The sequence below is a fragment of the Aeromonas sp. CD genome (genome assembly GCF_033349375.1).
GTDB classification, from domain to species: Bacteria; Pseudomonadota; Gammaproteobacteria; order Enterobacterales; family Aeromonadaceae; genus Aeromonas; species Aeromonas hydrophila.
Window position 1 is genome coordinate 942,501 of record NZ_CP137631.1, and the last position, 21,385, is coordinate 963,885.

The following is a 21,385-nucleotide window of genomic DNA, read 5'->3' on the forward strand; positions in this document are numbered from 1 at the left end:
CATCCTGTCTGAATATGGGGGGACCATCCTCCAAGGCTAAATACTCCTGACTGACCGATAGTGAACCAGTACCGTGAGGGAAAGGCGAAAAGAACCCCTGTGAGGGGAGTGAAATAGAACCTGAAACCGTGTACGTACAAGCAGTGGGAGCCCTTCGGGGTGACTGCGTACCTTTTGTATAATGGGTCAGCGACTTACATTTTGTAGCGAGGTTAACCGTATAGGGGAGCCGTAGGGAAACCGAGTCTTAACTGGGCGTCTAGTTGCAAGGTGTAGACCCGAAACCGGGTGATCTAGCCATGGGCAGGTTGAAGGTTGAGTAACATCAACTGGAGGACCGAACCCACTAACGTTGCAAAGTTAGGGGATGACCTGTGGCTGGGGGTGAAAGGCCAATCAAACTCGGAGATAGCTGGTTCTCCCCGAAAGCTATTTAGGTAGCGCCTCGGACGAATACTACTGGGGGTAGAGCACTGTTTGGGCTAGGGGGTCATCCCGACTTACCAACCCCATGCAAACTCCGAATACCAGTAAGTAATATCCGGGAGACACACGGCGGGTGCTAACGTCCGTCGTGAAGAGGGAAACAACCCAGACCGCCGGCTAAGGTCCCAAAGTTCTGGTTAAGTGGGAAACGATGTGGGAAGGCTCAGACAGCTAGGATGTTGGCTTAGAAGCAGCCATCATTTAAAGAAAGCGTAATAGCTCACTAGTCGAGTCGGCCTGCGCGGAAGATGTAACGGGGCTCAAACCAGGCACCGAAGCCGCGGATTCACACTAAGTGTGAGTGGTAGGGGAGCGTTCTGTAAGTCTGCGAAGGTGTGTCGAGAGGCATGCTGGAGATATCAGAAGTGCGAATGCTGACGTAAGTAACGATAAAGGGGGTGAAAAGCCTCCTCGCCGGAAGACCAAGGGTTCCTGTCCAACGTTAATCGGGGCAGGGTGAGTCGACCCCTAAGGCGAGGCCGAAAGGCGTAGTCGATGGGAAGCAGGTTAATATTCCTGCACGACTTGTAATTGCGATGGGGGGACGGAGAAGGCTAGGTGGGCCAGGCGACGGTTGTCCTGGTGAAAGTGCGTAGGTGGTGTTTCTAGGCAAATCCGGAGACACAACACTGAGACACGAGACGAACACACTACGGTGTGGAAGCCATTGATGCCCTGCTTCCAGGAAAAGCCTCTAAGCTTCAGATTACAAGTCATCGTACCCCAAACCGACACAGGTGGTCGGGTAGAGAATACCAAGGCGCTTGAGAGAACTCGGGTGAAGGAACTAGGCAAAATAGAACCGTAACTTCGGGAGAAGGTTCGCTCTTGACAGTGAAGTCCCTTGCGGATGGAGCAGTTGGGAGTCGCAGTGACCAGATGGCTGGGACTGTTTATCAAAAACACAGCACTCTGCAAACACGAAAGTGGACGTATAGGGTGTGACACCTGCCCGGTGCCGGAAGGTTAATTGATGGGGTTAGCGCAAGCGAAGCTCTTGATCGAAGCCCCGGTAAACGGCGGCCGTAACTATAACGGTCCTAAGGTAGCGAAATTCCTTGTCGGGTAAGTTCCGACCTGCACGAATGGTGTAACCATGGCCATGCTGTCTCCACCCGAGACTCAGTGAAATCGAATTCGCCGTGAAGATGCGGTGTACCCGCGGCTAGACGGAAAGACCCCGTGAACCTTTACTACAGCTTGGCACTGAACATTGAACCTACATGTGTAGGATAGGTGGGAGGCTTTGAAGGCGTGACGCCAGTTGCGCTGGAGCCGTCCTTGAAATACCACCCTTGTATGTTTGATGTTCTAACGCAGGCCCATGAATCTGGGTCGCGGACAGTGCCTGGTGGGTAGTTTGACTGGGGCGGTCTCCTCCCAAAGAGTAACGGAGGAGCACGAAGGTTGGCTAATCCTGGTCGGACATCAGGAGGTTAGTGCAATGGCATAAGCCAGCTTAACTGCGAGACGGACAGGTCGAGCAGGTACGAAAGTAGGTCATAGTGATCCGGTGGTTCTGAATGGAAGGGCCATCGCTCAACGGATAAAAGGTACTCCGGGGATAACAGGCTGATACCGCCCAAGAGTTCATATCGACGGCGGTGTTTGGCACCTCGATGTCGGCTCATCACATCCTGGGGCTGAAGTCGGTCCCAAGGGTATGGCTGTTCGCCATTTAAAGTGGTACGCGAGCTGGGTTCAGAACGTCGTGAGACAGTTCGGTCCCTATCTGCCGTGGGCGTTGGATGATTGAAGGGAGTTGCTCCTAGTACGAGAGGACCGGAGTGAACGAACCTCTGGTGTTCGGGTTGTCACGCCAGTGGCACTGCCCGGTAGCTAAGTTCGGAATCGATAACCGCTGAAAGCATCTAAGCGGGAAGCGAGCCCTGAGATGAGTCATCCCTGACCCCTTGAGGGTCCTAAAGGGCCGTTGGAGACCACAACGTTGATAGGTGGGGTGTGTAAGCGCGGCGACGTGTTGAGCTAACCCATACTAATTACCCGTGAGGCTTAACCATACAACACCCAAGAAGTGTTTCTGGCCTTGTAGCGAATGAACGAACTACTCAAATTCAGTGATAACGACCACCTTACTAGGTGACAGTTGTTATTCACGTCAGCTTTCCAAGATTATTCGGTTCGTCCTGAACCTCACCCTTCGGGCCCGCCTACGGCGGTTTCGATTTGTTCCGGACAAATCGATGAAGAATTTGCCTGGCGGCCATAGCGCCGTGGAACCACCTGATCCCTTGCCGAACTCAGAAGTGAAACGCGGTAGCGCCGATGGTAGTGTGGCATTCGCCATGCGAGAGTAGGACACTGCCAGGCACCCAACACGAGAAACCCCGCTCAGATGAGCGGGGTTTTTTATTGCTTATAATTCAGCATTTTCCTCTCTGAACCCCATTTATCTGATCGCTCAAGACCATCTTTTCTGATCTCGTCTCTTATATGGTCTACCTCTTATCTGGCTGATATTTGTTCATCAATTCAATTGCTGAACAGAAAAAGCACAGAATGTGATGCCTCTACCTTTCTTGTGATGCCCGCTCTGCTTTAATTCGTCTGCCCACGTTCGATGGGCCAAGGAATCACAATAATCTGAGGAATGGACACATGTTCAAAAGAACAGTAACGATGATGCTGGCGGCGGGAACCCTGGTATTAGGCGGTTGCGCATCTCACGGTGGTGCTGAACAAGCGGCTGCGGACAACAGCGACTTCGGTGGCAAGTCCATCTACCTGCGTGGGGAGATGAACGACTGGATGGCAACCGACGCGAGCAAGGTGGTCAAGGTGGCCGACAAGCTCTACATGGCCAAGGGAACGCTCAAGAAAGAGTGGGCTCCCTACAAGTTCAAGTTCGCCGACTCCGGCTGGAGCTGTGGCACCAACTTCGGCTACAAGAGCCCGAGTGACGGCGTTGCCGTGCTGGGCGGTGAAGCCGTGCCGGTCAACCCCTGCTCCAAGTATGAAGACATGAAGTTCTCGCCGGATGCGGATGGCGTCTATGAGTTCTATCTGAACATGGCGGGCGATACCCCGACCGTGTACGTCAAGAAACCCTGATCTGGACCGGGAAGCACGTTTCCCGGGCGATGAATCGGTCAATGCCCCGGCCCAGCACATTGCTGGCCGGGGCGTTTTTTTAGGATGGGACAGGATGTCTCGTCATTAAAAATACTACATATAGTGTTTTTGTTTTGTTTGTTCGCTATTGGTTGTGTTTGTTGCTACTGTCGTGAGGTTGTTCCATTCACATGAGGTTGATTGAACATGGCTAAATCCAACCCGGTGCAGGAGAGTGAGAGCGCCTCTCGCCTGATCCCCCTGCAGGACACATCCTTCGAGATCTGGGACAGCAAGTATCGTCTCAAGAGCAAGGATGGGGTTCCCATTGATGGCACGATCGATGAAACCTACCAGCGGGTCGCCCATGCCTTGGCTGGCCAGGAGTCGCAGCCAGACGCCTGGTATGAGCCCTTCCTGTGGGCGCTGCGCAACGGTGCCATCCCGGCGGGCCGCATCACGTCCAATGCGGGAGCCTTCGAGCACAAACCGGCGACCTCGACCATCAACTGCACCGTCTCCGGCACCATCGAGGATTCGATGGACGATATCCTCGGCAAGGTGCACGAAGCGGGACTGACCCTGAAAGCCGGTTGTGGCATCGGCTATGATTTTTCAACCCTGCGTCCGCGCGGTGCCTTTGTCTCCGGTGCCGGGGCCTATACCTCGGGCCCGCTCTCTTTCATGGATATCTACGACAAGATGTGTTTCACCGTCTCGTCAGCCGGTGGTCGTCGCGGCGCCCAGATGGGCACCATGGATATCCGTCACCCCGATGTGGTCGAGTTTATCCAGGCCAAGCGGGAGGATGGCCGTTTGCGCCAGTTCAACCTCTCTCTGCTCATCACCGAAGAGTTCGTCACGGCGGTAAAAGAGGATGCCCCCTGGCAGCTTATCTTCCCCTACACCGCCAGGGAGGTGGAGCAGGACGGCATAGCGCTGGACGATCCCGCTCAGGTGTTCTGGGCCGACTGGCCGAACAGGGAAGGGGTGGTGTTCAACGAGTTGGGGCAGGTCGCCTGCAAGGTCTACAAGACCCTGCCTGCCCGCAAGCTGTGGAACGTCATCATGACCTCCACCTATGACTATGCGGAGCCCGGTTTTATCCTGATCGACAAGGTCAACCAGATGAACAACAACTGGTTCTGCGAGGAGATCCGCGCCACCAATCCCTGTGGTGAGCAGCCTCTGCCCCCCTATGGCGCCTGCCTGCTGGGCTCGGTTAACCTGACCCGGTTCGTGCGCGACCCTTTCACCGAACAGGCCGCCTTCGACTGGTCCGCATTTCGCAAGGTGGTGGCCATCTTTACCCGCATGCTGGACAACGTGGTGGAGATCAACCAGCTACCGCTTACCAGGCAGCGCGAAGAGATCATCAGCAAACGCCGTCATGGCATGGGCTTCCTCGGCCTCGGTTCGGCCCTCACCATGCTGCGGATAAGATACGGTTCTGCAGCCGCCGTCGCCTTTACCGAGCAGGTATCTCAGGAGCTGGCCATGACCGGCTGGCGCGAGTCCCTGGCCTTGGCGAAGGAGAAGGGCCCGGCCCCCATCATGGAGCAGGAGTTCGAGGTGACAGGCAAGCTGCTGCGGCTGCGTCCCGAGATGGCGGCAGACGGCATCAAGCTCGGCGACAAGGTGAAGGGCAAGGTGCTGCACGCCCGTTACAGCCGCTACATGCAGCAGGTGGCCGAGGTGGATCCCGCCCTGGTTGCCGAGCTGGCCGAGGTGGGGGGGCGTTTCACCCACCACAGCAGCATTGCACCGACCGGCACCATCTCGCTGTCGCTGGCCAACAACGCCAGCAACGGCATCGAGCCGAGCTTTGCCCATCACTACAGTCGCAACGTCATCAAGCCGGGCAAGAAGAGCAAGGAGAGCGTGGACGTCTACTCCTATGAGCTGCTGGCCTACCGCGAGCTGGTCAATCCGGCTGCCATGCCCTATGCCGAGGATGAGGCGACCCGGTTGCCGGATTACTTCATCACCGCCGACGACATCAGCCCGGCCCAGCACGTGGACATTCAGGCCGCGGCCCAGCGCTGGATCGACTCCTCCATCTCCAAGACGGCCAACGTGCCGACCGATTTTCCGTTCGAGCAGTTCAAGGACATCTACCTCTATGCGTCAGATTCGGGGCTCAAGGGCTGCACCACCTTCCGGTTCAACCCGGCAGCCTTCCAGGGGGTGCTGGTGAAGGAGCAGGATCTGGAGAACACCCTGTACGAGTTCACTTTGGAGGATGGCTCGGTTGTCACGGCGAAAGGGAACGAAGAGATCGAATACGACGGGGAGCTGCATACCGCTGCCAACCTCTACGATGCCTTGAAAGAAGGCTATTACGGTAAGTTCTGAGGACGAGCGCATGGTCAAGAAAATCGACAGGAAAATTGTCGCCTACCAGGTGAAAACCCGGGATGAACCGCAGCAACCCCCTGTGCAGGATGACGTGGTTCACATGCACGAGACGGTGTTGCGGCCGGAGCGGTTGATGGGCACCACCTACAAGCTGAAGACGCCGGAGCATGTCTCCGAGCACTCGCTGTTCATCACCATCAACGACATCATCCTCAACGAGGGGACGGTGCACGAGACTCGCCGTCCGTTCGAGATCTTCATCAACTCCAAGAGCCTGGAGCACTACCAGTGGATCGTGGCGCTGACCCGCATCATCTCGGCGGTGTTTCGCAAAGGGGGGGACGTCACCTTCCTGGTGGAGGAGCTGCGCTCGGTGTTCGATCCCAAGGGCGGCTACTGGAACAAGGGCAAGTATGTACCCTCGCTTATCGCCGAAATTGGCAACGTGATCGAAACCCATCTCACCGAGATCGGCATGCTCAAGGTGGCCGGGCTGGATGAACACCAGCAGGCGTTCCTGGCCGACAAGCAGGCCGAGCTGCAAGCCCGGCAACAGGCTGACGAGCAGCAGGCCGGCAGCGGCTTCCCACCCGGTGCGGCGCTTTGCTACAAGTGCCACAGCAAGGCGCTGGTGCAGAAGGATGGCTGCATGACCTGCCTCAACTGTGGCGATTCTAAGTGCGGTTGAGTGATTGAGCGCAGACAACAGGCCGGCCTTGGTGCCGGCCTTTTTCATTGCTGCTTTTCTGTTCGAACGCACCGGTGGTACACGCGATTTGTTGCGCGATAGTAAAATCGGGCGTAGCGTTGGGGGTAATAAAACTGTCACGGCCGTGTGGTTTCAATGACATCTGAGATTCACACACGTGGCACCTTCAGTGCCAAGGAGGATGCTTATGGACAACACGGACCGAAAGCTGTTTATCCTGGATACCAACGTTCTGCTTCACGAACCCCTCGCCATCTACTCCTTCAAAGAGCACGACGTGCTCATCCCCATGACGGTGCTGGAAGAACTCGACAACATCAAGGATCGCCACAAGGACGTCAGCCGCGATGCGCGGGTGGCCATCCGGGCGCTGGAGGATGTATTTCGCGATGCAACGCCGGAACAGATTGCGCAAGGAGTAGCGCTGGCCGGTGAGGCGAGCGGTCACATCTCCATCTTCAGTGACCACCATCTGCCGCAGGATGCCGAGGTGTTCACCGACAAGGAGGCCGACAACCGCATCATCAACGCGGCCCTCTACCTGCAAAAGCACGAGTTGAAACGTCAGGTGGTGCTGGTCACCAAAGACATCAACATGCGGCTCAAGGCCAAGGGCGCCGGGCTTGCCCACGTCGAGGATTACCGCAGCGACCAGTTGATCGACGACATCCGCCTGCTGGCCAAGGGCTTTCAGGTGGTGCCCGGCAGCTTCTGGGAGCGAGTCGGCGAGTGCGACAGCGAGACCCATGGCCGTGATACCGTTCACGTCATCGATGCCAACCTGCTGGAGGGCATTCACGTCAACCAGTACCTGATCGATGAAGAGAACTTCTTCGCCGCCCGGGTGCTCAGCCACGACAGCCAGAAGATCCGCATCAAGGATCTGGGGCGCGAACGACTGATGTCCCGCAAGGCGTGGGGGGTACATCCCAAGAACGTTTATCAGGGGATGGCGCTCGATGCGCTGCTCGATCCGCACATCGACCTGGTGATCCTGACCGGCCCGGCGGGCTGCGGCAAGACCCTGCTGGCCATGGCTGCCGCACTGGAGCTGGTGATCGAGAAGGGGATCTACGAGAAGGTGATCGTCACCCGCAACACCCCGGAAATCGCCGAGAGCATCGGCTTCCTGCCAGGCACCGAAGAAGAGAAAATGATGCCCTGGCTGGCGGCAGTGACCGACACCCTGGAGGTGCTGCACAAGCAGGACGAGAACATGAGCGGGTCCCTCAGCTACATCATGGAGAAGGCCAACATCCAGTTCAAATCGGTCAACTTCATGCGCGGGCGCAGCATCCAGAACACCTTCGTGCTGCTGGACGAGTGCCAGAACCTGACCGCATCCCAGATCAAGACCATCATCACCCGCTGCGGTGAGGGTACCAAGATCGTCTGCTCCGGCAACCTGGCCCAGATTGACTCCAACTACCTGAGCCCGGTGACCTCGGGGCTGACCTACATCGTCGAGCGTTTCAAAGACTTCGACGGTAGTGCCAACATCTTCCTGAACGGGGTGGTGCGCAGCAAGCTCGCCTCCTTCGCCGAGGAAAATCTCTGATTTGACTGACTATCTTCGTATGAAAAAGGGAAGCCAAGGGGCTTCCCTTTTTTGATTCCGTTGCCGGTCATGGTTCCTGCGTGCGGCCAAGGTAGCGCAGCAGCCCTGGGTGATCGCTGTTGTGCAGGATGTCCGGGGTACCCTGCAGGGCGATGCGCCCCTCGTCTACGAACAGCACTTGATCGGCGCAATCAGCTGGGCATCCTCCGGCATGGCAGGGGGATACCATCAGTTTTTAGCCATCCACTATGGCGCTAGCGTGCGGCCAAGGTAGCGCAGCAGTCCGGGGTGATCGCTGTTGTGCAGGATGTCCGGCGTACCCTGCAGGGCGATGCGCCCCTCGTCCACGAACAACACCTGGTCGGCGATGAGCTGGGCATCTTCCGGGTTGTGAGAGACCATCAGCACGGTAATGCCCTGCTCGCAGGCGAGCCTCGCCACCTCCGCCAGCATCTCCCGGCGCAGGGCCGGATCGAGCGCCGAGAAGGGTTCATCCAGCAGCAGCAGCGGCTTGCCCCGCACCAGGGCGCGGGCCAGCCCGACCCGCTGTTGCTGGCCGCCGGAGAGCTGTTCCGGCAGCCGGGTGAGCATCTCGCCGAGGCCGACCCGGCTCGCGGCATCTTTCACCTGGGCCCGTTGGGTTGCATTCAGGCGCAGGCCGGGGTGCAGACCGATGGCGATGTTGTCGAACACCGACAGATGCAGGAACAGGTTGTGATCCTGAAACAGGGTGGTGACCGGTCGCGCGGCCGGGCCAAGCGGCAACAGATCCTCGCCATCGAAGTCGAGGGTGCCGGACTCTACCGGCACGAAGCCGGCGATCATGCCGAGCAGGGTCGACTTGCCAGCACCGCTCGGGCCGATAAGCGCTGTGATCTCCCCCTTGGGCAGGGTGGCGCTGAAACTGACGCGCCAGTCGGGGTAGCTGGTGACCAGCTGATCAATATTCAGCATGTTCTCTTCTCCAAGTGGCTGCTCGACCGGCAGGAGCGGCCGAATCAACGATAGGGGCGTGCGCTTCAATGTTCGGCATGTTTGCCTCCCAGGCCACGTTCGACCAGCCAGAACAGCGAGAAACAGAGCAGCAGCAGCAGCAGGGCGGTGGCGGCCGCCTCGGTCAGCCGGTAGCTGCCGAGCTGCTGATAGAGCAGCCAGGGCAGGGTTGTGAGCTCCTGGCTGCCGAACATGGCGATGGCGCCGAGATCTCCCAGCGACAGGATCATCGAGAGCGCGGCCGCCTGGGCCAGCGGGCGGCGCAGCAGGGGCCACTCCACCAGTCGCAGGCGATGCAGTCCGCGTACCCCCAGGCTGTCGGCCAGCCGGTCGTACTGGCGCACCACCAGCTGCATGGGGGCGGAGAGGGTACGCAGCACATAGGGCAGCGCCATCAGGGCATTGACCAGCACCACCAGCCAGGGACCGAGGGCGAACACGTCAGCGAACGGCATGAACAGGATGAACAGGCCGGTGGAGAGCACTACCGCCGGGATCATCAGGATCACCGAGCCGCTGGCCTCCCACATGGCGGCGGCCCGCCGCTTGCGATCCCGCACGCGCAGGTGACGGCTGGTGAGCAGCAACGCACTACCGAGCAGGGTGGCCAGGCTGCCTGCCGCCAGCGCGATCAGCAGCGACTGGCCGCTGGCCAGCCACAACTTGCTTGAGGTCAGCGCACCCAGCAGGCCGGGGTTAAGGCCTGCTACCACGATGGCCAGCAAGGGGGGCAGGAACACGGCCAGCCCGATCCCGAGGGCGAGGGCGTCCACCAGACCGGTTCCCGGCTGATGGCGGTCCGGGCGCAGACAGGGACGGCGGGCGCTGATCCGGCTGGCCGGGCTGCTCTGCAGCTTGTGTTGCAGCATCAGCAGACCCGCGGTGAGGAGCAACTGCACCAGCGCCAGCCCGCCGGCGGTGGCGAGATCGAAGTCAAAGCGCAGCGCCTGATAGACAGCTACCTCCAGGGTGGTGGATTTGGGGCCGCCCCCGAGCGCCAGCACTGTGGTGAAGCTGGTGAAGCAGAGCATGAAGATGAGGCTGGCCAGGCCTGGCAGCTGGGCCCGGATCAGCGGCCACTCCAGCAGCCGGAAAATATGGGAGGAGCGCATGCCGAGCTGGCTGGCGAGGCGCCAGGAGGGCTCGGGAATGCTCTCTATGCTCTGCAGCAACAGGCGTGCCGCCAGCGGCATGTTGAAGAAGACGTGGGCCAGCAGGATGCCGAGCAGGCCATAAAGGTAATTGCCGGGGGCGAGCCCCAGCCCGTGCAGCAGTTGTGGCAACCAGCCCTGCTTGCCGTGTACCGCGACGATGCCGAAGATGGCGATGATGACCGGCAATACCAGCGAGAGGCCGAACAGCTTGAGCAGCAGACGGCGACCGATGAAACGGCGCCGCGCCAGCGCGCGGGCCACCGGAATGGCCAGCCCGAGACTGAGCAGGGTGGAGAGCAGTGCCTGCCAGAGGCTGAAGCCCAGCACGTGGCGCAGGTAGGGGTCGGCCAGCAGGGTACGGGGCGCCAGCGCCCCGGCCTGCCACAACAGGGCCGCCAGTGGCCCCAAGGAGAGCAGCAGGATAATCAGGGTGGCGGCACTGCCCGGCAGCCACCAGAGGGGGCGAGCCTGCGCTCTGGCGAAGATACGGCTCACTGGGTGACGGCTTGCAGCCACTCGCGGATCCAGTTCTTGCGGTTGGCGGCCACCTCATCGCTGCTGAAGGCGAGCGGCTTAGCTACGGTGATCATCTGCTCGAAGCCCTTGGGCAGCGGCGTGTCGATCACCGGATACATCCAGTTGCCGGTTGCCATCTCGTTCTGGAATGCGGGGCTTGTCATGAACTGCAGGAACTTATCCGCCAGCTTGCCCTGGGTGGCGCTGTTGAGCTTGGCGGCCACTTCCACCTGGCGGTAGTGACCCTCCTCAAACGCCGCAGCCTGATACTGCGGTTTGTTCTCGGCAATCAGGTGATAGGCCGGGGAGCTGGTGTAGGAGAGCACCATGTCCGCCTCGCCGTCGAGGAACATGCCGTAGGCCTCGGACCAGCCCTTGGTGACGGTGACCGTCTTCTTGGCCAATTGCGCCCAGGCGGCAGGTGCTTCATCTCCGTAGACCGACTTCATCCACAGCATCAACCCCTGACCCGGGGTGGAAGTGCGCGGATCCTGATAGATCACCTTGAGATCGGGGCGTTCTACCAGCTCTTTCAGGCTCTTGGGCGGGTTCTTCAGCTTGCTCTGGTCGTAGACGAAGGCGAAGTAGCCGTAGTCGTAGGGGACGAAAGTATCGTCCTGCCAGCCACCCGGTACCTTGACCCCGTCCAGCTTGCTGCCGTGGGGGGCAAACAGGCCGCTCTGTTTGGCTTCGCTGACGAGCGCATCGTCCAGCCCCAGCACCAGATCGGCCTTGCTGTGTTTGCCCTCCAGCCGCAGCCGGTTGAGGATGGCCACGCCATCTTCAAGCGGCACCAGTTTGAGGGTGCAGCCGCACTCTTTCTCGAAGGCCTGCTTGATCTTGGGACCGGGTCCCCATTCGGCGGTGAAGGAGTTGTAGGTGTAGACGGTGAGGGTGTCGGCCGCGAAGGCCTGGGCACTGAGCAGGCTGGTGGCGACCAGCAGCAGGGTTTTCATGAGCGGCACTCCCTTAGCAATGAGGTGCCAGCGGATGAGGGCGCAAAAAATGAGCGCCATGCCTCAAATTCCTCCGCCAGCATTATCTGGATCAGGTTCACGGGTATAATCTCAGCGGTAAACCGCACCCCGTTTGAGAAACGAACCGCATTGTATTAACGTTCTTGGGGGGAGGCCAGCACAATTGTTCCTGCGGGCCAGCGAGACGGCGTCAGACAACAGAGGATGTTCGCGTGATCACCAGCACCAAGGAAAGACGCGCCTTCCAGCGCATGATAATCAATGCCCCCGTCACCATCTTTCAGCAACAGCAGGTACTGGAAGGGGTCTGCCGGGATCTCAGCGCCAACGGCATGGGGATCGCCGTCGCCGAGCATCAGCTCGATGTGAGCCAACCCATCCGGGTGAGCTTGGCCACCAACAACAACCTGCTGCCCCCCTTCGAGGCGCAGGCCCGCATCATCCGGGTGCTGGAAGAAGAGGATGGACTGCTGCTGGCCATCGAGTTCCAGGCCCTCGCCTGACCGGCCGTCACACCCTTCGTCATGCATCGACCAGCCCCGCGCTGGTCGATTTCATTCTGGCGTATTTCCCCTTGTTTTCACGACGACTCCGACGGGCGGCGCTATTTATCCGCGCGAACCGGCTGCACGCTCAGCTGCTGGCTGTCGATGAGGGTCTTGCTGGCTGGCGCCAGCTGGCCCATTGCCAGCTGGGCCGGGCCGGTGGGCTCCATCAGCAGATAGGTTTCCCCTTTCTGGTTCAGGGTAGCCTCGCCCGGCTTGGCTGGCAGCGCCACTCCCAGCAGGGCATGACCCGGCACGAACACCATGGCCTGTTTCAATTCGGGAAAAAGCTGGGCCAGCATGGCGGCCATCAGGGTCACCTTGCTGTCGCAGTCACCCTGATTCTGCTCCAGCACCTGGCGCGGGCTTAAAAAGCCCTTCCCCTGGCGCCCCGACTGGCTGTCGAGCAGCTGATAGGGGATGGACTGCACGAAGTCGAGCATATGGGCCACCGTCTTCTGGCGGGCTTCGGTCTCGGTGCTGCCCTGCTGCTTGAGCTGCTCGGCCAGTGGCGCCAGCTCGCTGCGGCTCTCCAGCGCGATGCGCACATGGTCCTGCTTGATGGCGGCGGCACCGTCGGGAGCGGTGAAGGGTTGGAAATAGTGCTGCTTGAGCCACTCGGCTTCCAGCTTGTCCCGTTGCTGGGTGAGCCAGCCCATGGCCTTGTTGACCTGCTCGGGCTGGCGCCCCTTGATTTTGAGCTCCATCTGGGGGCGAGAGAGGGAGAACTGTACGGTGGGGAACTCGGTCATCCCCTGTTGCAGCAGGCTCTGCAGCACGTCCTCCTGCATGCGGGCCGGCCGATAGGCGATGAGTGGCGGCAGCTTGCCCGCTTCCAGCCGATAGGTGAGCTGCTGCGCCTTGCCGTCCTTGTCCTGCCAGCCGACGTTGAGCTGCCCGCCGGCGCTGTTGAAATAGGTCTGCCCGGCGCAGACCGGCAGCGCCAGCCAGAGGCCGCAGAGCAGGGGGAAGGCGATCGTCATCTTCATTCGAGTGTCCCGTCGGGCATACAAGAGGTGGCCAGCCATGGCGTATAGGCTGGCCTGACAATAAAACAGGGAGCCGCGGCTCCCTGTTGATTCTACTCGTTTTATGGCACCTGATGGGTCAAATCCAGCTCGGCTGTTTTGCCTCGAAGGCGCTGATGGCGGCTTCGTGTTGCAGGGTCAGGCCGATGGCATCCAGCCCGTTGAGCAGGCAGTAGCGGCGGAACTCATCGATCTCGAAGTCGAACGTGAGGCTACCTGCCCGCACCTGATTGGCTTCCAGGTCCACTTCGATCTCGATGCCCGGCTGGGCGGCGACCAGCTGGAACAGGGCGTCGACCTCCTCCTCCTTCAGGCGCACCGGCACCATGCCGTTGTTGATGGCGTTGCCGTAGAAGATGTCGGCAAAGCTCGGGGCAATGATGGTCTTGAAGCCGTAGTCGGCCAGCGCCCAGGGGGCGTGCTCGCGGCTCGAGCCACAACCGAAGTTCTCGCGGGCCAGCAGGATGCTGGCGCCGGCGAACTGCGGCTGGTTGAGCACGAACTCGGGGTTGGGCTGCTCCCCTGCATCGTCCAGGAAGCGCCAGTCGTGGAACAGGTGCTTGCCAAAACCGATGCGGTTGACCTTCTGCAGAAACTGCTTGGGAATGATGGCGTCGGTGTCGACGTTGGCGCTGTCGAGGGGGACGACGATCCCTTTATGCTGTTTGAATCCTGTCATCTTGTTGCTCTCCAATTACAGCGCACGAATGTCGGCGAAGCGGCCGGTGACGGCGGCGGCGGCGGCCATGGCCGGGCTCACCAGATGGGTACGGCCGGCACGGCCCTGACGTCCTTCGAAGTTGCGGTTGCTGGTGGAGGCGCAGCGCTCTCCCGGTTGCAGCCGGTCGTTGTTCATGGCCAGACACATGGAGCAGCCGGGCAGGCGCCACTCAAAGCCAGCCTCGATGAAGATCTTGTCCAGACCCTCGGCTTCGGCCTGGGCCTTGACCTGTTCGGAGCCCGGCACCACCAGGGCCTGCACGCCGGCGGCCACCTTGCGACCGCGGGCGATGGCGGCGGCGGCGCGCAGATCCTCGATGCGGCTGTTGGTGCACGAACCGATGAACACCTTGTCGATGGCCACGTCGGAGAGCTTCTGACCCGGCTGCAAATCCATGTAGGCGAGCGCCTTGCGGGCGGACTGCTGCTCCATCAGGTCGCTGAAGGATTCCGGCGCCGGAATGGGTTCATTGACGGCGATCACCTGACCCGGATTGGTGCCCCAGGTGACCTGCGGGGCGATGTCGGCGGCGTCGAGCACTACTTCGGCATCGAAGTGGGCACCTTCGTCGCTCTTGAGGCTCTGCCAGTAGGCGATGGCCTGCTCCAGCGCCTCGCCCTTGGGAGCGAACTCCTTGCCGCGAATGTAGTCGATGGTGGTCTGGTCGGGGGCGATCATGCCGGCCTTGGCGCCGAGCTCGATGGCCATGTTGCACACCGTCATGCGCCCTTCCATGGTGAGCCCTTCGATAGCCTCGCCGGCGAACTCCACCACATAGCCGGTACCGCCGGCATGGCCGACCCGGCCTATGATGGCCAGCACCACGTCCTTGGCGCTGATGCCCTCGGCCAGTTTGCCGTTGACCGAAATACGCATGGTCTTGGCACGCCCCTGTTTCAGGGTCTGGGTGGCCATCACATGCTCCACTTCGGAGGTGCCGATACCGAACGCCAGCGACCCGAAGGCACCGTGGGTGGCGGTGTGGGAGTCGCCGCAGACGATGGTGGTGCCGGGCAAGGTGATGCCGAGCTCGGGGCCCATCACGTGGACGATACCCTGGTATTGGTGGTTCAGGTCATACAGACGGACCCCGAACTCCTTGCAGTTGGCTGCCAGCGTCTCCATCTGGATGCGGGCCATCTCGCCGGAGGCGGCGATGTCCTTGGTGGTGGTGGAGACATTGTGATCCATGGTGGCCCAGGTGAGATCCGGGCGGCGCAGCTGGCGGTTCATGGCGCGCAGGCCGTCGAATGCCTGCGGGCTGGTCACTTCATGCACCAGGTGGCGGTCGATGTAGATGAGGGGCGTTTCCCCTTCCACTTCCCGGACCACGTGGGCGTCGAATACTTTCTGATAGAGGGTCTTGGCCATTGCTCGGTTTCCTTGTTATCGATGCCGTGAGGTCAGATTCGCGCGGCGATCTGGCTGCCCATCTCGGCCGTGTTCTGCACCGGGTGACGGGCGCTGGCCTGATGCAGGTCGGCGGTGAAGTAACCCTCGGCCAGGGTCTGGGCCACGGCCTGCTCGATGGCCTGGGCGGCGGCTTCCTGGCCCAGGCTGTAGCGCAGCATCAGGGCGGCGGAGAGGATCTGGGCGATGGGGTTCGCAATCCCCTTGCCGGCGATGTCCGGCGCCGAGCCACCGGCCGGCTCGAACAGGCCGAAGCCGGATTCGTTGAGGCTGGCGGAGGGGAGCAGCCCCATGGAGCCGGTGATCATGGCGCACTCGTCGGAGAGGATGTCACCGAACAGGTTGGAGCAGAGCAGCACGTCGAACTGGGACGGATCCTTGATGAGCTGCATGGTGGCGTTGTCGATGTACATGTGATTCAGCGCCACATCCGGATAGGACTTGGCGACTTCGGTCACCACCTCGCGCCACAGGATGGAGGAGGCGAGCACGTTGGCCTTGTCGATGGAGGTGACCTTGGCCTTGCGCACACGGGCGGATTCGAAGGCTATCTTGGCGATGCGCTCGATCTCGAAGCGATGGTATACCTCGGTGTCGAATGCCTTCTCGGTGGGGCCTTCCCCTTCACGCCCCTTGGGCTGGCCGAAGTAGATGCCGCCAGTCAGCTCGCGCACGCAGGCGATGTCAAAACCGCGATCCGAGATGTCGGCCCGCAGCGGCGAGAACTGCTCCAGACCTGTGTAGATGCGGGCCGGACGCAGGTTGCAGAACAACTTGAAGTGGGCGCGCAGGGGCAGCAGGGCGCCGCGTTCCGGCTGATCGTTGGGGGGTAGGTGCTCCCACTTGGGGCCGCCCACCGAGCCGAACAGCACGGCGTCGGCCGCCTCGCAGCCTGCAATGGTGCTCTGGGGCAGCGGGGTGCCGTGGTTGTCGATGGCGATACCGCCCACGTCATGGCGCTCGTAGTCGAGGGCGAAGCCGAATCTGGCCTGCACTTTTTCCAGCACCTTGACGGCCTCGGCCATCACTTCCGGGCCAATGCCGTCACCCGGCAATACTGCGATCCGATAACTGCTCATACTCACACGCTCTCCGTATTGATCTTGTCTGTTTTTGCGACGTTGCGTTCCATCTGTTCGGCCACCTGATCGGCACGCCAGATGCTGTTGATCACGTGGATCAACGCCTGGGCGGAAGACTCTATGATGTCGGTGGCCAGGCCCATGCCATGGAATTTGCGGCCCTTGTACTGTGCGACTATGTCGACTTGGCCGAGGGCGTTCTTGCCTTCCCCCTTGCCCTTGAGTTCGTACTTGTCGATGCTGATTTCGTAGCCGGTGATGCGGTTGATACACTGGTAGACCGCGTCCACCGGGCCGTTGCCGGTGGCGGCTTCGCTGACGATCTCCTGACCCACCTTCAATTTCACCGAGGCGGTGGCCATCACCGAGCTGCCGCTCTGTACGCCGAGGTACTCCAGCTTGAAGTGCTCCGGCTCTTCGTGGATCTGGCTGAAGAAGGCGAGCGCCTCCAGATCGTAATCGAACACCTGCCCCTTCTTGTCGGCCAGGGTGAGGAACTTGCCGTAGAGATCGTCGAGGTCGTAGCTGCTCTCGGCGTAGCCCATGGACTCCATCCGGTGCTTGATGACGTGGCGGCCGGAGCGGGAGGTCATGTTGAGGTTGTTCTGGGTGAGGCCGATGCTCTCGGGGGTGATGATTTCGTAGGTGTTTTTCGCCTTGAGCACGCCGTCCTGATGGATGCCGGAGCTGTGGGAGAAGGCGTTGGTCCCGACGATGGCCTTGTTGGGCTGCACCGGCATGTTGCAGAGCTGGCTGACCAGGGCGCTGGTGCGATGAATTTCGCTGTGGCGGATGTTGGTGTGTACCCCGAGCAGGTCGGCGCGGGTTTTCAGGATCATCGCCACCTCTTCCAGCGAGCAGTTGCCGGCCCGCTCGCCGATGCCGTTGATGGTGCACTCGATCTGGCGGGCCCCCATCTGCACGGCGCCGATGGAGTTGGCCACCGAGAGGCCCAGATCGTCGTGGCAGTGCACCGAGATGATGGCCTGATCGATGTTGGGTACCCGGTTGAACAGGGTCTGGATGATGCCGGAGAACTCGGTCGGTACCGTGTAGCCGACGGTATCCGGAATATTGATGGTGCGAGCGCCGGCCTTGATGGCGGCTTCCACCATGCGGCACAGGTTGTCTATCGGGGTGCGGCCCGCATCCTCGCAGGAGAACTCCACGTCATCGGTGTAGCGGCGGGCATGCTTGATGGCGCTGACCCCCATCTCCAGCACGTCTTCGAAGCTCTTCTTCAGCTTGCTCTCGACGTGGATGGAGGAGGTGGAGATGAAGGTGTGGATGCGAAAGGCTTCGGCGACCCGCAGGGCTTCGCCGGCGGCGTCAATGTCTCTGGGCAGGGCGCGGGCGAGGGCACAGACCCGGCTCTGCTTGATGTGGCGGGCTATGGTCTGCACCGATTGAAAGTCGCCGGGGGAGGAGACCGGGAACCCCACCTCCATGACGTCGACACCGAGCCGCTCCAGCGCCTGGGCGATCTGCAGCTTCTCCTTGACCGTCAAGCTGGCCGCCAGAGCCTGCTCACCATCGCGCAGGGTGGTGTCGAATATGATGACCCGATCTGACATGTGACTTCCCTCTTCCTAAGTTCGGTGACGTGCATCCTGCGTTGGCATAAAAAAACCCGTGCAGGGTGCACGGGTTTTTGTAAATTCCGGCTATGCCTGAGCCCGGCTACAAGGATCCCGCGCGACTGGTCGCGATTAGGGAGATTAGTAGTAGCGGAGCGGCAATACGCATGATGAATCAATCCTTCCAGTCGATAACGCTTTTACCAATATCGAGATTTTTATGCTGTGTCAACCGCGCAGACCCGGTTCATTTCGCTGGTTTATTTAATCGGATTGTAAAGGAGTGCAAATTTACTTGTCCCATATTCGGCCCTTGCACGATTATCTGGTCATTCCTGCTGTACTCGATCATCTGTGCAATCAGATCGACTTGTCAGTTTTTGCTGAATTATCCGAGGTATTAAATGGAAAAACGTAGACCTGGTCGTCCGGTCGGACGTTCTGACATTCGTGACAAGTTGCTCTCTGCCGCCCGTGAGCGTTTTCTCAACACCCCCTACAGCAAGGTGACGACCCGTGAGATCGCCGAGCTGGCTGGCTCCAATCTGGCGATGATCCACTACTACTTCGGCAGCAAAGAGGGCCTCTACAAGGCGGTGCTGGGCGATGTGGCCGAGCCGCTGGACCAAGCCTGGCACGATGAGGCCGGCAACCGCAGCCTCAACGACCTGCTCAACACCTACTATCAGGTGATGGCACCCAACAGCGAGCTGACCTCCGCCATCTCCAGCGCATTATCGACCGAGAAAAGCCCAGGTCGGGATTTTGTGCTGAACCGTCTGCTGGAACGCCAGCTGCCCCAGTTCGATGCCTTGCTGGAGTCCATGAAGAACAATGGCGAGCTGGGTGACAACCTGGATCCCGAGATGCTGAAGATCTCCTTCCTCAGCATGATGTGGCAGCCGTTCGTGATGAAGGATCTCTACGAGCAGGTGTTCGGCCTGACCGTGGATGAACACTTCATGGCTCGCCTGGCGGATCACAACTGCCGCTTGATGGAAAACGGTCTGCGCGGCACCCTGAACTGATCATTTGCCACCTGGACAGCAAAAAGGGCCATTCGGCCCTTTTTTCATAAATCTGTTATCCCACGTTCAACCAAGTGTCACCCCGTCGCCCTAGTCTGCTCCAAGACTTCAGGGAAGGAGGGGTTATGAACAAGATCCAGCAATGGGACCTGCAGGTGTGCCGTATCTGCCTGCTCCACGCCTACAACCGGCCACAGGCCAGGATCAGCCGGCTCATCTCCCGGACCGGTGACGGCCCGCTCTACGCCGTGCTGGCGGCCCTGCTCTGGTGGCAGGGGGAGGCCGAGCGCGAGCTGGTGAAGCTGGCGCTGCTCGCCTTCGCCTTCGAGCTGCCGCTCTACCTGCTGCTGAAGAACCTGCTCAAGCGCCAGCGCCCGGTGGGGCTGCCGGTCTTCATCACCCCTTCCGATCGCTACAGCCTGCCCTCCGGCCACACCGCCGCCGCCTTCCTGATGGCAACCGTGCTGGCCGCCAGCTTCCCGCTCTGGGCCCCCTTGCTGTTTGTCTGGGCCGCGCTGGTGGGGGCGTCCCGTCTGCTGCTCGGGGTGCACTATCTGAGCGATCTGGTGGCCGGTGCCCTGCTCGGCGGTGGCTGCGCCCTGCTGGCGCTCGGCTGGGGCCAATGATGAGGATCCTGTTCGGGGTACAGGGCACCGGCAACGGTCACATCAGCCGCAGTCGTACCCTGGCGCGGGCGCTGCGAACCCGTGGTCTGGAGGTGGACTATCTGTTCAGCGGCCGCCCCGCAGATGGCTATTTCGAGATGGCCGAATTCGGCGATTATCGTGCCTTTCCCGGCATCACCTTCGTCAGCCACGAGGGAGCCATCTCGGGCTGGCGAACCCTCAAGGGGCTCTCGCCACTGCGCTTCTGGCGCGACATGCGGGCGCTCGATTGCGGCGACTACGACCTCGTCATCAGCGATTTCGAGCCGATCAGCGCCCACGCCGCCCGTCGCTGGGGCAAGCCGAGTCTCACCATCAGCCACCAGGCGAGCTTCGACTGGCCCATTCCACGCTGGGGGGAGAGCGGCTTCAACCGTCAGCTGATGCGCCACTTCGCGCCGGTGCGCCAGGCGCTCGGGTTGCACTGGTTTCACTTCGGTCAGCCCTTGCTGCCGCCCATCATAGACGCCATCCCGCCTGCCCCCGACAATCAGCAGATCCTGGTCTACCTGCCGTTTGAGCAGACCGAGGCGATTGCTGCCCTGCTGTCGCGCTTCAACCAGCAGCGCTTCGTCTGCTTTCATCCGGCCATTCGCAGCGCCAGCCAGTGGCGCAACATAGCGTTCGAGCCGCAGGCCAGGGAGGGGTTCAAGCAGATGCTGGCTGGCTGTCGCGGGGTTATCACCAACGGTGGCTTCGAACTCGCCTCGGAGGCGCTCTCCCTTGGCAAGAAGCTGCTGGTCAAGCCGCTGGGGGGCCAGTTCGAGCAGTTGACCAACAGCAAGACCCTGGAGCTGATGGGGCTGGCCCGTCTGATGGATGCGCTCGATGCCAACGCGGTGCGGGCCTGGCTGGATGCCGCCGCCCCTGGCCAGATCATCTACCCCGATGTGGCCAGCGAGCTGGCGGGCTGGCTGGCGGATGGAGCGCAGGAGAGCGTGCCGGCGCTCTCTCGCCGGCTGTGGGCTCGCACCTTGTTCCCGGAAGAGGTGTGCGATCGGCTGAGCGAACTGGAGGGGGGCAGCCCGCTAAACAGCAGTTGGTTATCGCAAGTGAGCGCCTTTGACTAGACTGAGAGGGATCCCACCAAGGAGAGGACGGACACCATGCGCTTTACCAATGAAAACGGCGACACCATGAATCTGGCGGACAATCTCACCCTGCACGAGCTGCTGGACATGGGGGTCAGTATCTCGGTCTGCGAGGAGACGGATCCGGATCAGCAGATCTGGCTGGCGGAGCCGGAAGAGGATCACTGATCCCCTGCCAGGCTTGCGGGCCCACCCTGGCGGTGGGCTTATTTTTTTCCATTCAGGGCGGCCGTGGCAGCATGATCCGCTGGTCATTCCCCCAACTTCCCCGCATTGTCCCCACCCTTTTTCTCAAGTCACTGAATGTTAATAGCTGTTTGAAATTTATGACTGTTCTGGTCAGACAAAGCCGTGGACAAGCGTTCACAAGCGGGTTAAGTTGGTTTTTCACCCGCTTTTCGGGTGAATGATGGAA

The 21,385-nt window shown here is 60.7% G+C and carries 17 protein-coding genes, 2 rRNA genes, 1 pseudogene and 1 riboswitch (1 of these 21 running past the window's edge); of the genes and pseudogenes, 11 read left to right on the forward strand and 9 right to left on the reverse strand.

Translation table 11 applies throughout. The features are described 5' to 3' along the window. From R2E40_RS04370 to R2E40_RS04395, 6 genes are all read left to right on the forward strand, one after another. Positions 1 to 2,507, forward strand: a 23S ribosomal RNA gene (locus R2E40_RS04370); it begins 382 nt to the left of the window's first position. A 195-nt stretch (positions 2,508 to 2,702) separates the two neighbouring features. After that, positions 2,703 to 2,817, forward strand: a 5S ribosomal RNA gene (gene rrf, locus R2E40_RS04375). Between the two features lie 288 nt (positions 2,818 to 3,105). After that, on the forward strand, positions 3,106 to 3,558 hold the full coding sequence (locus R2E40_RS04380; RefSeq protein ID WP_011704809.1) for a pullulanase: 453 nt from the start codon (positions 3,106 to 3,108) through the stop codon (positions 3,556 to 3,558). 207 nt (positions 3,559 to 3,765) lie between these two features. Then, entirely contained in the window at positions 3,766 to 5,913 is a 2,148-nt protein-coding gene (locus R2E40_RS04385; RefSeq protein WP_318164853.1) for an adenosylcobalamin-dependent ribonucleoside-diphosphate reductase, read from the forward strand. A gap of 10 nt (positions 5,914 to 5,923) precedes the next feature. Next, entirely contained in the window at positions 5,924 to 6,604 is a 681-nt protein-coding gene (locus R2E40_RS04390) for an NrdJb (RefSeq protein WP_017410266.1), read from the forward strand. A 208-nt stretch (positions 6,605 to 6,812) separates the two neighbouring features. Then, a complete protein-coding gene (locus R2E40_RS04395; RefSeq protein WP_011704812.1) occupies positions 6,813 to 8,183 on the forward strand; it encodes a PhoH family protein in 1,371 nt (456 codons plus the stop codon). 67 nt (positions 8,184 to 8,250) lie between these two features. Here R2E40_RS04395 and R2E40_RS04400 read toward each other — a convergent pair. The 4 genes and pseudogenes from R2E40_RS04400 to thiB all read right to left on the reverse strand — a co-directional run. Next, positions 8,251 to 8,370 (reverse strand): annotated as a pseudogene (locus R2E40_RS04400) (thiamine ABC transporter ATP-binding protein); the annotation flags it as partial. 59 nt (positions 8,371 to 8,429) lie between these two features. Next, positions 8,430 to 9,137: a thiamine ABC transporter ATP-binding protein gene (gene thiQ, locus R2E40_RS04405; RefSeq protein ID WP_318164854.1), complete on the reverse strand. Its 708-nt coding sequence runs from the start codon at positions 9,135 to 9,137 to the stop codon at positions 8,430 to 8,432. A 65-nt stretch (positions 9,138 to 9,202) separates the two neighbouring features. After that, complete coding sequence (gene thiP / locus R2E40_RS04410) at positions 9,203 to 10,825, reverse strand: thiamine/thiamine pyrophosphate ABC transporter permease (protein WP_318165536.1); 1,623 nt, start codon at positions 10,823 to 10,825, stop codon at positions 9,203 to 9,205. Further along, positions 10,822 to 11,802, reverse strand: a complete 981-nt coding sequence (gene thiB, locus R2E40_RS04415; RefSeq protein WP_168756227.1) for a thiamine ABC transporter substrate binding subunit — start codon at positions 11,800 to 11,802, stop codon at positions 10,822 to 10,824. The genes thiP and thiB overlap by 4 nt, the downstream gene beginning before the upstream one ends. A 51-nt stretch (positions 11,803 to 11,853) precedes the next feature. Beyond that, a riboswitch (TPP riboswitch) is annotated at positions 11,854 to 11,944 on the reverse strand. A 91-nt stretch (positions 11,945 to 12,035) separates the two neighbouring features. Between thiB and R2E40_RS04420 the strand changes: the two genes are divergently transcribed. Then, positions 12,036 to 12,326, forward strand: a complete 291-nt coding sequence (locus R2E40_RS04420; protein ID WP_017410271.1) for a PilZ domain-containing protein — start codon at positions 12,036 to 12,038, stop codon at positions 12,324 to 12,326. Between the two features lie 101 nt (positions 12,327 to 12,427). Here R2E40_RS04420 and R2E40_RS04425 read toward each other — a convergent pair whose 3' ends face one another. From R2E40_RS04425 to leuA, 5 genes are all read right to left on the reverse strand, one after another. Further along, positions 12,428 to 13,357: a transglutaminase domain-containing protein gene (locus R2E40_RS04425; protein ID WP_318164855.1), complete on the reverse strand. Its 930-nt coding sequence runs from the start codon at positions 13,355 to 13,357 to the stop codon at positions 12,428 to 12,430. A gap of 118 nt (positions 13,358 to 13,475) precedes the next feature. Continuing rightward, the gene (leuD, locus tag R2E40_RS04430; protein WP_017779101.1) at positions 13,476 to 14,075 is read right to left on the reverse strand and encodes a 3-isopropylmalate dehydratase small subunit; all 600 of its coding nucleotides are present in this window, start codon (positions 14,073 to 14,075) and stop codon (positions 13,476 to 13,478) included. A 15-nt stretch (positions 14,076 to 14,090) separates the two neighbouring features. Further along, complete coding sequence (gene leuC / locus R2E40_RS04435) at positions 14,091 to 15,488, reverse strand: 3-isopropylmalate dehydratase large subunit (RefSeq protein ID WP_201903921.1); 1,398 nt, start codon at positions 15,486 to 15,488, stop codon at positions 14,091 to 14,093. A 32-nt stretch (positions 15,489 to 15,520) separates the two neighbouring features. Then, the gene (gene leuB / locus R2E40_RS04440) at positions 15,521 to 16,606 is read right to left on the reverse strand and encodes a 3-isopropylmalate dehydrogenase (RefSeq protein ID WP_318164856.1); all 1,086 of its coding nucleotides are present in this window, start codon (positions 16,604 to 16,606) and stop codon (positions 15,521 to 15,523) included. Between the two features lie 2 nt (positions 16,607 to 16,608). Next, on the reverse strand, positions 16,609 to 18,183 hold the full coding sequence (gene leuA, locus R2E40_RS04445) for a 2-isopropylmalate synthase (RefSeq protein WP_318164857.1): 1,575 nt from the start codon (positions 18,181 to 18,183) through the stop codon (positions 16,609 to 16,611). A gap of 407 nt (positions 18,184 to 18,590) precedes the next feature. On the opposite strand from leuA, the gene R2E40_RS04450 reads away from it, so the two are divergent. The 4 genes from R2E40_RS04450 to R2E40_RS04465 all read left to right on the forward strand — a co-directional run bounded on the left by R2E40_RS04450 (position 18,591) and on the right by R2E40_RS04465 (position 21,138). Further along, positions 18,591 to 19,214 carry a TetR/AcrR family transcriptional regulator gene (locus tag R2E40_RS04450; RefSeq protein ID WP_011704823.1) on the forward strand — a complete coding sequence of 208 codons (624 nt, stop codon included), beginning with the start codon at positions 18,591 to 18,593 and terminating at the stop codon, positions 19,212 to 19,214. Positions 19,215 to 19,339: 125 nt separating this feature from the next. Beyond that, complete coding sequence (locus R2E40_RS04455; protein WP_043162413.1) at positions 19,340 to 19,840, forward strand: phosphatase PAP2 family protein; 501 nt, start codon at positions 19,340 to 19,342, stop codon at positions 19,838 to 19,840. Continuing rightward, positions 19,840 to 20,949 carry an MJ1255/VC2487 family glycosyltransferase gene (locus R2E40_RS04460; RefSeq protein WP_318164858.1) on the forward strand — a complete coding sequence of 370 codons (1,110 nt, stop codon included), beginning with the start codon at positions 19,840 to 19,842 and terminating at the stop codon, positions 20,947 to 20,949. Before R2E40_RS04455 ends, R2E40_RS04460 begins: the two co-directional genes overlap by 1 nt. Positions 20,950 to 20,985: 36 nt before the next feature. Continuing rightward, positions 20,986 to 21,138 (forward strand): hypothetical protein, encoded by a 153-nt coding sequence (locus tag R2E40_RS04465; protein ID WP_011704826.1) that lies wholly within the window; start codon positions 20,986 to 20,988, stop codon positions 21,136 to 21,138. Positions 21,139 to 21,385: the final 247 nt, after the last annotated feature.